This window comes from Actinoplanes oblitus (assembly GCF_030252345.1).
Lineage (GTDB): Bacteria > Actinomycetota > Actinomycetes > Mycobacteriales > Micromonosporaceae > Actinoplanes > Actinoplanes oblitus.
On record NZ_CP126980.1, the window covers coordinates 5,250,444 to 5,263,737 of the forward strand.

Here is a 13,294-nt window from a genome sequence, read left to right on the forward strand (position 1 = left end):
ATCCCCCGTCGTCGATGCGATCAACAGCGGGGCGAAGGGTACCGGATCGGCGCAAGTGCCGGTTACGACCGCTTCCACTCACGACATTTCCGGTACGGCCTCGGCTGCCCGGCCCGCTACCCTCGGCGGGTGATGTTGCTGGTACCCGGGGACGTTCTGCGGCCGCGCCGCCCCGACGAGCACTTCGCCGGTGAGGCGGCGGCTGCCCGGGCGGCCGGGATCGAGGTCGCCGTGATCGACCACGATGCCCTCGTCCGGGGCGATCCGGGGGACGCGGCGGTGGCCCGGGTGCCGGCCGGCGCGGACGCGGTCTATCGCGGCTGGATGCTGCCCGCCCCGCGGTATCGGGCGCTGGCCGATGCCCTGGTCCGGCGCGGGACATCCCTGCGCACCACCCCGCGGCAGTATCGGCGGGCGCACGAACTGCCCGGCTGGTACCCGGCGGCGGCCGGGCACACGCCGGAGTCGGTGTGGACGACCGGCGACGCCCGGGCGGACTTCGTGGCGGCGTGCGCGGGGCTGGGCTCCGGGGCGGCGGTGCTGCGGGACTACACCAAGTCGATGAAGCACTACTGGTCGGAGGCGGCGTACCTGCCGGACGTCACGGACACCGAGGCGGCATGGCGGGTGGCGAGCCGGTTCCGGGAGTTACGGGAGAGCGAGTTCACCGGCGGGTTCGTGCTGCGCCGCTTCGAGGACTTCACCGGGGCCGAGGTGCGCACGTGGTGGATCGGCGGCGAGTGCCGGCTGGCGACCGCGCACCCGGACACGCCGGACGAGCACCCGCCGGCGGATCTGGACGTGTCGGCGTTCGCGGGGCTCATGCGTACGGTCGATCTGCCCTTTGTCACAGCGGACCTGGCCCGCCGCGGCGACGGTGAGTGGCGCGTGGTGGAGATCGGCGACGGGCAGGTCAGCGACCTTCCGCGGTCCACCCCACCGGGCGAGTTGATCGCCGCACTGGACCGCGACGGTACGGCGTCGTGAGCGCCGCCGTGCCGAAGCGCCGGTGGTGGATCCGGATCGCGATCGGGGTGACGGTGGCGCTGGGCGTCGCCTGCGGCGCGGTGGCGGTGGCCGCGCCGTCGGTGGCGGCGGTCGCCTGTCCGCGGTGCTATGGGTTGACCGGCCTGGGTGGCGGCGTCTACGCGGAACGCGACGACGATTCCTACCGTCGGCTGGTCGACGCCGCCGAGCAGCGGGTGGCCGCCTTCTACGGCGGGCGGGAGGCGCACGCCCGGGTGCTGATCTGCGCCACCGACGCCTGCTATCGGCGCATCGGCGGAGGTGCCGAGAAGGGCCGGGCCTTGCGTACGAAAGCCCTGCTCCTGTCGCCCGCCGGGGCGAACGAGGTGATCGCGGCGCACGAACTGGCCCACCTGGAACTGCGGCAGCGGCTCGGGGCGGCGCAGTCGGCGGTTCCGCCCTGGTTCAACGAGGGCCTCGCGGTGGTGGTGTCGGCGGATCCGCGGTACCTGGGACCCGGTCCGGATCGCTGCCGCGTCCCCTATGGCGAGGCGCTCGGCGTGACCCGGGCCGACTGGTCGGCGGTCACCAAGGACGGCGGTGACCAGGGTTATCTGCGGGCGGCGTGCGTGGTCAGCCACTGGGTCGCGGACCGCGGCGGCCCGTCCGCCGTGCTGAATCTGATCAGCGATCTCCGCGCCGGCAAGCCGGTCTTCTGATCCGGTCATGGGGCCCACTCGGGGCACGAGCGCGCGCATCCGCCGACGATCGGATGCTCGATCCTCGAAACCTTGACGGCATGCGTACGGTCGCCTCTGCTCTGCTGGCCGTCACTGCCGGCGTGGTCGCGGCTCGGGTGAGGGTCGGATGGTTTCCGGCGTTGTGTACGGCCGCCGTCGCTGCCACTGTCGCGTGGTCGGGGATAGCGCTGATGCTGACGTGGGCCGGCCTGGGTTCTGAACGAGCTGCCCGTCGCAAGCTTCGGAAAGCTCAGCGCGGCAGGGGGCTCGCGCGGGGCGATTCCACCCGCGGTCAACCTTTCACGTGCTGTGCCAGTAGGCCGCAGCGAAGCCGAGCAGCACGGCAATCCCGACGTAGACCGCACTGGTCTTCGTCCGCCCGCCCACGAAGGCGACGCAAGCGATCACCAACGGCCCGCCGAAGGCGACCGCCTCCAGCAGGTGCGTTGCCAGGTGCACATCATGTTCGAACCCGACCTGGTGCGCTCCGTTGTTGTCTTGATCGTCGGCCCAGCTCTGCAGACCGAGTCCGAAGATCCACGCCACACTTGCCGTGATGCCCACCAGCCAAGCGACAGTGAGTCCCGCGACCGCGAGCGAGGGCCACGACGGTTCCTTCGTCGCCGACAGATCCTTCACCCCGGAGACGATAGCGAGCACTGGTAGCACCCACAGCCGCCTGAGGGACCGGAAAGAACAGACCAAGTGGCAGAGCCGCATCCACCCTGCGGGCCCGTCCGTTCATCGGCACCGGCGTGTACGCGATCATAAACATCTGGACACGGAACGTCACGACGGTCCGGCTGCCAACGCGTGTGCCAAGCGGCCAATCAGTACTCGGCGAGTCCAGGGGCCTACACCACACAGAGCCTTCATCCTGCGAACGTGCCGGGCGATAGCGACTCCTGACGCCCGGCGTCTACGCCCCACGACAGCCCACTCGCAGGCCCACTGTCGGCGGGCAGGTACTGGTTGCCGGCTTTCTCGTCGTGGGATTGCGCCGTTCAGGACAGGCGGGCCTGCAAACGGTGGACGACGCGCAGCAGGTCATCGCGGTGCTTGGCTACTTTCATCCAGGCCGGAAGTTTTTCGAGCAGACTCATATCGCAGCACGAGAAGGCTGAACCGCGCTCGCGGAGGCCGGCAGTCAGGTATTGCTCCAGCAGCGTGAGATGACTGGCGTTGTAGGCCCAGAAAACGTGCCCTCGGAAGTCGGCAACCTCTTGCAGTAGCTCGCTTCGTAGCCGGACGACTTCGGCACCACACGGTCAAGCTGGTGCTCGCAAGTCGCGACGGCATCCCACCACCGGTCCTCAGTCGCGCCGACGTCCGAATCAGGCATGACCATGTCAGCACCTGCCATGCCGGTGTCCCTCAACCGGCCAGGAAGGCCGCCTCACGGTGCGCCTTTCACAATTCCGCTACGGCCGTCAACCGGCCCCGATCCATGCGAGTACTCAACGTGGAAAGCGCCGTCACGGCGAGTGACAAGTTGCCAAATGGCCCACGCGAAAGAAGCTCGTAGCGAGGATTGTGCGCCACTATGCCGTCCTTGCGAAAGTCGGAGAAATTTGTCAGGATGGCCTTCGCCAGGGGCAGAAAGGAATTCTTGATGCGCTGGAGATACCTGCTTGCCGAAACGGTTATCGTCCTACGGCGCAACGTCCTGATGACCCTTGCAGCGCTGGTAACGGTTACCGTGGCTCTGACCCTGCTGGCCGGCAGTCTTCTGCTGTACCTCGAAGTCGGTTCGATGCAACGCGCGCACCATCACGTTGATGTCACGGTGCAGCTGCGTCCGGATGTTCGGGAGGGGCAGCGCGCCACCATCGCCGCCGCGTTGCGGTCGAGCCCTTCGGTTGTCGCCATCCGGTTCGAGAGTGGCCGGGAGGCGTTGAAACGCTTTCAGGACCAGTGGGGCAGTGCGCATGACGCACTCGAGGAAGCGCGGCGGCAGCTCACGGATTCGTTCCAGGTTCAGCTCGCGGATTCCGGGCAATACGACACCCTCGTCGCGCGGCTGGGCAGTCAGCCGGGCATCCAGCGCGTCATCGATCAACGTCATGACGTGGACAGTGCCTCGGCCCATCTCTCCAGTATTCGGACGGGCGCCGTCGTGGTGTCATTGCTCATGACGCTTGCGGCGGCGGTCCTGGTGGGCAACATGAGCCGGGTCGCTGCGCATGTCAGGCGGAGTGAATTCTCTGTAATGCGGCTTGTCGGCGCATCGAACTGGTATATACAGGCACCCTTCGTGCTCGGGTCGGCCCTCATAGGCATCTCTGCCTCACTGCTCGGACTTGCCGCTTTGAAGATCGGGAAGTCGCTTTTTGTGGATGTTTATTCTCAAGAGTTCTTGCTGTTGTTCACCCCGCTGCCGAAGAACACCGTTTTGCTCATGGTGCCGTTGATGGCGGCCATCGGCGCAACCATGACGGGCGCCATGGCCCTGATTGCCAGTCGCTCACTTCTTCGATCGCAGCGACGCGAACCTTGGGCAATGGTTTGACGCGGCCGACGCCTCACGTGCCGATCGGCCGGCAGGTTCCGCCATACGACTTCTCGCGGCAGGTACGGGCCAAGACAACTTCAATGAAGACCCCGTGGGTCACGGCACGGTCCGCTTGTGCGACCGCACCCGGCCGCGCGACCAGAAGTGGCGCTCCGACCGCTCGCCGGGTGCGGTCCGGGCCGGTTCAGGCCGCGTCCGGCAGCCACCCCGCCGGCTTGTCCGGGTACGCCTGGCGCTGCTCGGCGGAGAGCGCGAACCATTCGCGCACCGCGGCGTCCGGCACGAACTCGGCGTCCAGGTACATCTGGTCGATGGTCCGGCGGGTCATCCGCCAGATCCCGTCGGACCCCCGGCGGAACCGATCGGTCACCAGCCCGTGCCCGGCCGGCCGCTCGAAGACCGGCCCCTCGCCGGCGGACCCGCCGGTGATCGGGCCACGCATGGTGACGCCGTACAGGAAGCTCATGGCTCCCGCGGTGCCGTCCGGCTCGCCCCAGACGACCAGGTTGATCCCCTGGTGGCGCAGGCCGGCGTTGGCGTACTCCCACTCGCGCAGCATGGTGAGCACGGCGGACCGGCCCTCCCGGTAGCCCCAGACGTGGTCCATCACCGCGTCCTCGGTGAGCATGTCCTCCAGCGCCTGGTAATTGCGTGTGTCGTAACACCACTCGAATCGCAGAACCAGGTCGGCCACCGCCGCGCGATCCTCCGCGGACAGCCGGTTCTGCACTTCCGAAAGCGGAGCGAAATAGCCGGGGGCGGGTGTCAGGCTCGGCGGGGCACCGGCCTTCTTGGTGGTTTCGAGTGCAGTTTCCGTTGCCACTTCTCGGCCCTCCTCGAACGATTTGTACAGCCTCAAATCTAGGCCGGTCGACACTTTTTCGCGCGGTGGAACATAACGCAGTGGAGTCGGATTCACTCCGGGGAAATGCCGGTCAGCTCCCCCGAGAGCCGGCGCAGCCGGGTCCGGGCCGCCACGTCGTACGCCTGCTCGTGGGCCCGCTCCTCGCGGGTCCCGTTGAAGTACCGGCCGGTCACGTTCGCCAGGGCCGGGTCGGTGACCAGCCGGCCGGTCGCGTGCACACCGTCGGCCAGTTCGCTCACCGGATTTGCCACGATCTTCGTCGGCATGTACGTCGCCGGATGCAACGCATTGGCCGTCACACCGGTCCCGGACAATTGCTCGGCGAGATCGAAGGTGAACATGATCTGCGCCAATTTGCTCTGGCAGTACGCCTGCACGCCGCTGTAATCACGAGTGAGCATGACATCGTCGAAATCGATGGGCGCCTGTCCCGCCGACGACACCTGCACGATCCGGCTCGGCGCCGACGCGACCAGCAGTGGCCGCAGCAGATGGGTCAGCAGGAAACCGGACAGGTAATTGACGGTGAATCGCAGCTCGTATCCGTCGGCGTTCTCCTGGCGCACCCCGCCGCCGGGCACGGTGGTGCCGATGCCGGCGTTGCTCACCAGCGCCGTGAGATGGTCGTGTTCCCGGGAGACGGTGTCCGCGAGCCGCCGGACCTGGTCGAAGTCGGACAGGTCGGCGCGATACCAGAACAGCTTCTCGTTCCCGGTCTTCGCCGCGATCTCCGCCAGCGTGTCCTTGCCCCGGGCGTCGTCACGGCCGTGCACCAGGATGGTCGCGCCGGTAGCGGCCAGGTGTGCCGCCAGAGCGCGGCCGAGACCGTCGGTGGCGCCGGTGATGAGTACTGTCTGCATGGTCCTCTCCTTCGATCGATCACTGACTGTCGTCGGCGGCACCCGGCGGATCGAGCAGCAACAGATCCGCCAGGGCGCTCACCGCGGGTGCGTACCGGCTGCGATATTCACGCAGCCGACGGGCGCACGCCGACGGATCGGCCGGCACCGGGCAGCCGGCGTCCCGCAGTTCCCGCAGCACCGCGTCGAGGTCGATGTCGGCGATCCCGCTATCCGGGACGTCGCGGGGTGCCACCGACTGCAGGGTCGCTATCCCGATCCGTAACGTCGCGCGCGCCTGCGGCGCACGCTCGCCGGGCGTGAGCAGTAGCTGCAGGGCTGCCGCGTCGAGGACGGCGAGTAGGGCGAACGGCCAGGACGCCGCCGGATCACTGGCCCGGAAACTGATCAGGATCGGATAGTTGGTGTGCGTCTCGCGGACGTCGGCCGCCCACAGCTCCCAGGCGGCGAACAGGGCGGTGAGACCGTCCGCCCAGTCCTGTCGCAGATGCGTCAGCAGCAGGTGCACGCCGTTCACCGAGCCGGTGCAGCGCGCGGCGAGCTGCGTGACCGCCGCCTCCCGCCGGTTGTACGCGGCGTAGAGCGACGGCAGGTAGGCCAGTTCGAGGGTGACCACCACCAGACCGGTGGACGCGGCGACGAAGGCCAGCACGGTCTGGCCGGCGCCGGCCGGAACGGCGAACCCCAGGGTGAACACCGACGAGCCGGCGAGCCGCATGGCCCACGCCAGGTTGTGCAGCAGCGGCCAGCCGATCAGGCCGTAACCCACCACGTAGCAGGCCAGCCAGGCGAAGAGCACCACCAGGAAGGCCGTCGGACCGACCAGGACCAGCAGCCGGTCGCGGGCGCGCCGGCTGCGCAGCCGGCGCGCTCCGAACCGGCCCGCCCGCTCCACCGAGCGGCCCAGGTGTGCCGCCAGCCGCGACGTACGCCCCCGGGGGCCGGCCACCGTGTGCAGCACCGACAGGCTGGTGCCGGCGAGCAGCACCAGACCGGCGAGGCAGCCCAGCCAGCGCACTGCCTGCATCACGAACCGGCGGCCCGGTCGGCTTTGGGGAGGAACTGCACCAGGACCGCCACCAGCACCACGAGGACGAGGGTGTAGACCATGCCGCGCTGGAAGGCGTGGGCGTACACGGTGGCACCTTGCGGGTGGGTGCCCAGCGCGCCGTAGAAGATGATCCCGATGACCGCCACGCCCAGCGCGCCGGCGATCTGCTGCACGGTGGTGAGCACGCCGGAGGCCGAACCCGCGTACTCGGGTTTCACCCCGGCCAGCACGAGCGCGATGATCGGGCCCATCACGGCGCCCTCGCCCAGCCCGTTGAGCAGCAGGCCGGGGGCCAGCGACCAGCCGCTGACGTGCGCGCCGGCCGAACCGACCACCGGGATGAGCACGGCGTAGCTGAGCGCCATCAGGACGGCGCCGATGGCCAGCGCCTGGCGTCCGAAGAGCTTCGCCAGCCGGGTGGCGTTCACCGAGGTGAGGAAGAAGCCGACGGCCAGCGGCACGAAGGTCACTCCGGCGCGCAGCGCGTCGAACCGCTCGCCCTCCTGCAGGTACACCGCCAGCACCAGGAAGAGCGAGGCCAGGCCGGCGTAGAAGGCGAGCACGATGGTGATGCCGGCGACGAAGGAGCTCTCCCCGAACAGCTTCGGCTCCACCAGCGGGGCGCCGCCGCGGGCGGCCAGCCGCCACTCGTAGCGGACGAACAGGGCGAGGACCACCACCGACAGGGCCAGGCTGACGAACGCCCACGCGGGCCAGCCCGCCTGCCGGCCCTGCACCAGCGGGAACAGCAGCAGCACCAGGCCGACGGTGCTCAGCGCGACGCCACCGAGGTCCAGCTTGCGCGCGGTGTCCGACCGCGACTCCGGCACCAGCGGACGGGTCAGCGCGAGGGCGGCCAGGCCGACCGGCACGTTGATCAGGAAGCAGCTGCGCCAGGAGAGTCCCAGCACGTCCGCGTAGATCAGCAGGCCGCCGATCAGCTGGCCGCAGACCGCGGCCAGCCCCAGTGTCACGCCGAACGCGGTGAACGCGGGCGCCCGGTCCCGGCCGGTGTAGGTGACGTTGAGGATCGAGAGCACTTGCGGGAACAGCATCGCCGCGCTCAGTCCCTGCAGGACCCGGGCCGCCACGAGCATCGTGGCGGTGGGGGCCAGGCCGCAGGCCGCCGAGCTGAGCACGAAGGCGAGCAGCCCGATGGCGAACATCCGTCGCCGGCCGACGATGTCGCCCAGCCGGCCACCGGTGATCAGTCCGATCGCGTACGCCAGGCCGTAGCCGGCGACCACCAGCTGGATCTCCGCGGCGTTCGCCCGCAGGTCCTCCTGAATGGAGGGAATAGCCACGTTCACGATGAAGAAATCGAGAATGGTCATGAAGGTTCCGACGAGAACCACCGGCAGCGCCCACCATCGGCGCGATGATGGCGCCGAGGCCTGATCACGAGTGGAATCGGACGTCTTGCTCTGCGACATCAAACCTCCCTCAAGTAAGTTCGAATATGAGGCGCGAGCCGGCGCAACTCGCTTTTCGATTGCCGGAAAATGAACGGATTGTAAACTCCGCCATTTCTGTTGCGCCGGCCCGGAACGCCTCGAACGCGCACCGATCGAGCCTACCAACGTCCGACTGATATCGCCTGTTTTGCGGTCGCTACCGGAGCCACTCGGCGAAGCGCTCACCAATGGCAATGCACGTCAGATTCGTGTTCGCACGGATCATCGTCGGCATGATCGAGGCATCGGCGACGCGCAGGTTCTGCACGCCGAACACCTGGCCACGGTCGTCCACCACCGCGTCCGGGTCGCCCTCGACGCCCATCCGCGCCGTGCCGGCCGGGTGGTAGTGGGTGGTCGCCGAGGCCAGCGCGTACGCGTCGACGCTCTCGTCGGACCGGAAGGTGTCCTCGTCCGGGGCGACGATCCGCTTGGTGTACTTCTGCAGCTCCGGGCGCTGCGCGAGGCTCCACGCCAGCCGCAGCCCCTCGCGCATGCGCCGCAGGTCCTCGGGGTCGGACAGGTAGTTCAGCTCGATCCTCGGCGCCGCCGCCGGATCCACCGAATCGATGGTCACCTGCCCGCGGGACCGGGGCCGCTCGATGCCGACCGACAGCATGAAGGCGAACCGGTTGCCGGCGTCCTCCAGCAGGTCCGTCGCGTAGCCGCTGAGGTCGATCCGGCTGTACAGGTACATCTGCATGTCGTCGCGCTCGGCCGAGCCGGGTGCGGTGTACCGCAGCAACGTCTGGCAGACCGGGTCCTTCGGGTCGATCACCCCGGGTTGCGGTTCGACGGTGACCAGGCAGGCCGGGTGGTCCAGCAGGTTCTGGCCGACCCCACGCAGCTCGGCCACCGTCGGGACACCGAGCCGCCCCAGGGTGTCCGCCGGTCCGATGCCGGACCGCAGCAGGATGGCCGGCGTGCCGATGGCGCCCGCGCTGAGGATGATGCGGTCGCCCGAGATCGTCCGGGTCCGCCCGCCGGTGACGACCTGGACACCCGTCGCCCGCCGGCCGTCGAAGAGCACCCGGTCGACAGTGCTGTCCGGCAGGATCTCCAGGTTGTCGCGGCCGCGAGCGGGGTCCAGGTAGGCCAGCGCGACAGACACCCGCTGGCCGTTGCGCAGGTTCTGCGGCAGCACGGCGATGCCGTCACCGGGCGCGCCGTTCAGGTCCGGGATCCGCGCGAAGCCCAGCTCCGTGCAGGCGTCCAGCATGGCGCGCTGCAGCGGCAGGAACTCCTCGTCACGCCAGCGGCGTACCGGGATCGGGCCGCCGGAGCCGTGCGGGTGGTCCGGGAAGTCCTGGTCGTCCTCCAGCCGCTTGAAGTACGGCAGCATGTCGTTCCAGCCCCAGCCCCGCAGGCCGGACGCCGCCCACTCGTCCAGGTCCTGCGGATCCGGCCGGACCGCCAGCGAGGTGTTGATCGCCGAGCAGCCACCGACCAGCTTGCCCCGGGCCATCGGGATCGAACGCCCGGGCACCGCCTCGGCGCTGTAGCCCCAGTCGTGCTCCGAGAACGACGGGTAGAGACCGTCGAAGACGTCGGCCGGCAGCCGGTCGGACGGGAAGTCCGGGCCGGCCTCGATCAGCAACACGCGGCGCTGCGGGTCGGCGCTCAGGCGGCTCGCGATCACTCCACCGGTCGAGCCCGCGCCGACGATGACATCCGTGTATTCAGCCATGATCATCGCTCCGTTCTGCGAGGCGGTTCAGTCGACGTTGACGAAGACGGTCTTGTACTGCAGGTACTCCTCGATGCCCTCCGGGCCGAGCTCGCGCCCGTAACCGGACTGCTTGTAGCCGCCGAACGGCGTGCTGCTCTCGAACTGGCCCCAGGTGTTGATCCAGACGATCCCGGCCTGCAGCCGGCTCGCGGTGCGGTGGGCGCGCTTGAGGTCCCGGGTGTGCAGGCCGGCGGCCAGGCCGTACGGTGTGCCGTTGGCGATCGCCACCGCCTCGTCGTCGGTGTCGAAGCGCAGCACGCTCAGCACCGGCCCGAAGATCTCCTCCTGCTCGATGCGCATGCCCGGACGGACGTCGGTGAAGATCGTCGGGCTCAGGAACAGGCCCCGGTCATCGGTCCCGTCCGGGCGCCGCCCACCGGTGCGCAGCGTGGCGCCCTCCTCCTGCCCGATCCGCAGGTACTGCGAGACCTTGTCCAGCTGCTCCTGGTGGGCAATCGGGCCCAGCTGGGTCTCCGGCTCCCGCGGGTCGCCGATCTTCGTCGCTTCGGCCAGCCGCACCAGCCGGTCCACCAGCTCGTCGTGCACCGACCGGTGCACCAGCAGCCGGGAGCCGCTCATGCAGAACTGGCCGGCGTTGAAGAACGCGGCCTGGAAGGCGGCCTGCGCCGCCGCGTCCAGATCGGCGTCGCCGAAGACGATGTTGGCACCCTTGCCGCCCAGCTCCACGGTGACCTTCTTGAGGGTTCCGGCGGCTTTGCCGATCAGCAGCTTGCCGGTGGCCGTGGAGCCGGTGAACGCGAGCTTGTCGACGCCCGGGTGCTCGGCGAGCCGGCCGCCGAGCAGCGGTCCGTCGCCCAGCACCACGTTGTAGACGCCGGCCGGAGTGCCCGCGTCGGCGATGATCTCGGCGAGCAGCAGGGTCGACAGCGGCGTCTGCTCGGCCGGCTTGTGCACCACCGTGTTCCCGGCCGCGAGCGCCGGCGCGATCTTGTTGATCGCCAGGTTGAGCGGGAAGTTGAACGGCGTGATCGCGCCGACCACGCCGACCGGTTCCCGGCGGGTGTACGCGAAGGAGGACTGCCCGGCCGCCCGCGCCGCACCCTCCAGCTGCTGCACCATGCCGCCGTAGTAGGCGAAGAGGTCGGCGGCGGCGGGCACGTCGAAACCGCGGCTGAAGGTGATCGGCTTGCCGACGTCCAGCGTCTCGCGCAAGGCCAGCTCGTCGGCACGCTCCCGCATCCCCTCAGCGATACGGATCAGCAGCTCACCCCGCTCCTTGAGCGTCATCGCCGGCCACGGGCCCTCGTCGAAGGCGGTCCGGGCGGCCTGGACCGCGTCGTCCAGGTCGGTCTCGTCGGCCCAGGCCACCCGGCACAGCGGTGCGCCGGTGGCGGGGTTGATGTCCTCGACGACCGCACCGGCCCGGGCCGGGCGGAATCGGCCGCCGATGAACAGTTCACCGTCGGAGACGGTCTGAATGGCTTCGGTTGTCATGAGCAGACTCCTGTTGAGAGATCAACGTTCGCCTTGTGCAGGTATTTCGATCGGCGAATCGATTACGGGTTCGCCGATCGAGCACCGGCTCGGCGGAATGTTTCCGATAACCGTGACCCTGTCTCGCGCGGTGGTGTGCGGTGCGGCGCCATCAGTGAATGCCCGGCGCACCACGGCAACAACCGGGGACGATCGACGCGCGGAGACTTGTGGAACTTGACTGAATGGACACGGGATTGTTTAAAAAACCGCCGGCGCGATGGCCTGGGAATCCACCGGCGAATCCGGGATGAGCCGGTCCAGATCCGCCGGGTGGACGAAGTGGCAGGGCCCGGCGTGCCGGTGCGGCCGGACGCATCGGCGCCCGCTCGGCAGATGGATCTGTCCGCACAGGCCGTGCCGGGCCAGGCCCTCGTCGATGGAGACGTTGTGCAGGTCGGCGCGCATCTAGGGCGCCGGCGACTCGGATGCCCCGGCCAGCGAGGCCGGGTCCTGATCGGTGTAACCCTGGCTGACCTCGACGATCACGCCGTCCGGATCGCGCACCCAGACGGTACGCCAGCCGGGGATCACCTCGTCGAAGCGCAGCGGTCCCAGCGTGATCACCAGCTGGTCACCCGCTCCGGCGAGCCAGCCGTCCAGGTCGGTCACCTGGAAGGCCAGGTGACGGATGAGACCGGGCTGACCGGGGCCGTCCGCCACGGCGTCGTGCGCCGCCACGCCGGGCGCCTCGAACAGCTCCAGGTACACGTCACCGGCACGCAGGAAGATGACGCGACCGTCCCCGGTCTCGATCACCCGTGCCCTGCGGAAACCGAACCGGCGGCGGTAGAACTCCTCGGTGGCGGCGATGTCACGGCAGTTGAGGCCCACGTGCGACCATCGAACCGGTGCTACCTCACTCATGTCGTCGCCTCCCCGTTCAGGCCGGCACGGCCAGGTCGTCCAGGGCCAGCACCCGGTAGGACACGATGACCGGGCCGCCGGTGCGCGGCGAGCGCGACAGCCGCCACGACTGCCGGGCGCGCGCCGCGATCCGCTGGTCGTCGGCCGTCTGCCGGGCACGCCACACGACGACCACATCACAGGTGACGTCCGCAGAGGCGGGTACCGGGCGGACCTGGATGGACTCCAGGTCGTGGCTCTGGTCGGCGAACTGCTCCCCCACCGTCCGGTACCAGCCGCGGAACTCGTCCTCGTTGGTCATCGTCGCGTCCGGGAAGACCATCTCCAGGTCGTGGTCGCTGAGCAGCGGCAGCAGCCGCTCCACCGGTTCGTGCCGGCTCAGCCGGTCGAACCAGTCCCGGGCGAAGTCGCGGACCTCGTCGTCGCGCGGCGGCTGGGTGAGCTGGGCGACCGGGTGATAGCGCCCGGCGACGGCCGGACCGGCGAGCGCCGGCTCGAACTGCTGCCAGAGCGACGGGTCCTTGGCCAGATGCGCGTCCAGGTCCGCCTGGGTCGCCCACTGTTCGAAGAGCAGGAAGCGACGCGGATCCGCCTCGTCCCGCAGCCAGATGAACTGGATCAGACCGGCATCACCACGGGTGCCGCGCTCGATCCGGCTGAGCGTGTCGATCGCACGCTCCTCCGAGCCCGGCCGCACTTCGATCGACAGCGTACAGGTGATCATGAGAATGTGGTCCTTTCGTGCGGGGAGCCCGA

13 protein-coding genes are annotated in these 13,294 nt (G+C 69.3%); 3 read left to right on the top strand and 10 right to left on the bottom strand.

Annotation, left to right across the window (positions count from 1 at the left end; genetic code table 11):
* Positions 1-132: 132 nt before the first annotated feature.
* Positions 133-987: an ATP-grasp domain-containing protein gene (locus Actob_RS23810; RefSeq protein ID WP_284922377.1), complete on the top strand. Its 855-nt coding sequence runs from the start codon at positions 133-135 to the stop codon at positions 985-987.
* On the top strand, positions 984-1,685 hold the full coding sequence (locus tag Actob_RS23815) for a hypothetical protein (RefSeq protein ID WP_284914012.1): 702 nt from the start codon (positions 984-986) through the stop codon (positions 1,683-1,685). Before Actob_RS23810 ends, Actob_RS23815 begins: the two co-directional genes overlap by 4 nt.
* A gap of 321 nt (positions 1,686-2,006) precedes the next feature.
* On the opposite strand, the gene Actob_RS23820 is transcribed toward Actob_RS23815, so the two are convergent.
* Complete coding sequence (locus tag Actob_RS23820; RefSeq protein ID WP_284914013.1) at positions 2,007-2,345, bottom strand: hypothetical protein; 339 nt, start codon at positions 2,343-2,345, stop codon at positions 2,007-2,009.
* 973 nt (positions 2,346-3,318) lie between these two features.
* On the opposite strand from Actob_RS23820, the gene Actob_RS23825 reads away from it, so the two are divergent.
* Complete coding sequence (locus Actob_RS23825) at positions 3,319-4,215, top strand: permease-like cell division protein FtsX (protein WP_284914014.1); 897 nt, start codon at positions 3,319-3,321, stop codon at positions 4,213-4,215.
* Positions 4,216-4,402: 187 nt separating this feature from the next.
* On the opposite strand, the gene Actob_RS23830 is transcribed toward Actob_RS23825, so the two are convergent.
* The 9 genes from Actob_RS23830 to Actob_RS23870 all read right to left on the bottom strand — a co-directional run bounded on the left by Actob_RS23830 (position 4,403) and on the right by Actob_RS23870 (position 13,262).
* Positions 4,403-4,912 carry a nuclear transport factor 2 family protein gene (locus Actob_RS23830; protein ID WP_284914015.1) on the bottom strand — a complete coding sequence of 170 codons (510 nt, stop codon included), beginning with the start codon at positions 4,910-4,912 and terminating at the stop codon, positions 4,403-4,405.
* A 221-nt stretch (positions 4,913-5,133) separates the two neighbouring features.
* A complete protein-coding gene (locus tag Actob_RS23835) occupies positions 5,134-5,943 on the bottom strand; it encodes an SDR family NAD(P)-dependent oxidoreductase (protein WP_284914016.1) in 810 nt (269 codons plus the stop codon).
* Between the two features lie 19 nt (positions 5,944-5,962).
* A complete protein-coding gene (locus Actob_RS23840) occupies positions 5,963-6,970 on the bottom strand; it encodes a hypothetical protein (protein WP_284914017.1) in 1,008 nt (335 codons plus the stop codon).
* The gene (locus tag Actob_RS23845; protein ID WP_284914018.1) at positions 6,970-8,328 is read right to left on the bottom strand and encodes an MFS transporter; all 1,359 of its coding nucleotides are present in this window, start codon (positions 8,326-8,328) and stop codon (positions 6,970-6,972) included. The genes Actob_RS23840 and Actob_RS23845 overlap by 1 nt, the downstream gene beginning before the upstream one ends.
* Positions 8,329-8,605: 277 nt before the next feature.
* Entirely contained in the window at positions 8,606-10,135 is a 1,530-nt protein-coding gene (locus Actob_RS23850; protein ID WP_284914019.1) for a GMC family oxidoreductase, read from the bottom strand.
* A 27-nt stretch (positions 10,136-10,162) separates the two neighbouring features.
* Positions 10,163-11,632, bottom strand: a complete 1,470-nt coding sequence (locus Actob_RS23855; protein WP_284914020.1) for an aldehyde dehydrogenase family protein — start codon at positions 11,630-11,632, stop codon at positions 10,163-10,165.
* A 240-nt stretch (positions 11,633-11,872) separates the two neighbouring features.
* Entirely contained in the window at positions 11,873-12,079 is a 207-nt protein-coding gene (locus Actob_RS23860; protein ID WP_284914021.1) for a hypothetical protein, read from the bottom strand.
* Positions 12,080-12,538, bottom strand: coding sequence for a VOC family protein (locus Actob_RS23865; protein WP_284914022.1), 459 nt, complete (start codon positions 12,536-12,538; stop codon positions 12,080-12,082).
* Between the two features lie 16 nt (positions 12,539-12,554).
* Positions 12,555-13,262 (bottom strand): putative quinol monooxygenase, encoded by a 708-nt coding sequence (locus tag Actob_RS23870; RefSeq protein ID WP_284914023.1) that lies wholly within the window; start codon positions 13,260-13,262, stop codon positions 12,555-12,557.
* Positions 13,263-13,294 lie beyond the last annotated feature (32 nt).

Coding starts and splice junctions, on each gene's coding strand:
- Actob_RS23810 (WP_284922377.1), top strand. CDS start 133: ATGTTGCTGGTACCCGGGGACGTTCTGCGGCCGCGCCGCCCCGACGAG.
- Actob_RS23825 (WP_284914014.1), top strand. CDS start 3,319: ATGCGCTGGAGATACCTGCTTGCCGAAACGGTTATCGTCCTACGGCGC.
- Actob_RS23835 (WP_284914016.1), bottom strand. CDS start 5,943: ATGCAGACAGTACTCATCACCGGCGCCACCGACGGTCTCGGCCGCGCT.
- Actob_RS23840 (WP_284914017.1), bottom strand. CDS start 6,970: ATGCAGGCAGTGCGCTGGCTGGGCTGCCTCGCCGGTCTGGTGCTGCTC.
- Actob_RS23845 (WP_284914018.1), bottom strand. CDS start 8,328: ATGACCATTCTCGATTTCTTCATCGTGAACGTGGCTATTCCCTCCATT.
- Actob_RS23850 (WP_284914019.1), bottom strand. CDS start 10,135: ATGGCTGAATACACGGATGTCATCGTCGGCGCGGGCTCGACCGGTGGA.
- Actob_RS23855 (WP_284914020.1), bottom strand. CDS start 11,632: ATGACAACCGAAGCCATTCAGACCGTCTCCGACGGTGAACTGTTCATC.
- Actob_RS23860 (WP_284914021.1), bottom strand. CDS start 12,079: ATGCGCGCCGACCTGCACAACGTCTCCATCGACGAGGGCCTGGCCCGG.
- Actob_RS23865 (WP_284914022.1), bottom strand. CDS start 12,538: ATGAGTGAGGTAGCACCGGTTCGATGGTCGCACGTGGGCCTCAACTGC.
- Actob_RS23870 (WP_284914023.1), bottom strand. CDS start 13,262: ATGATCACCTGTACGCTGTCGATCGAAGTGCGGCCGGGCTCGGAGGAG.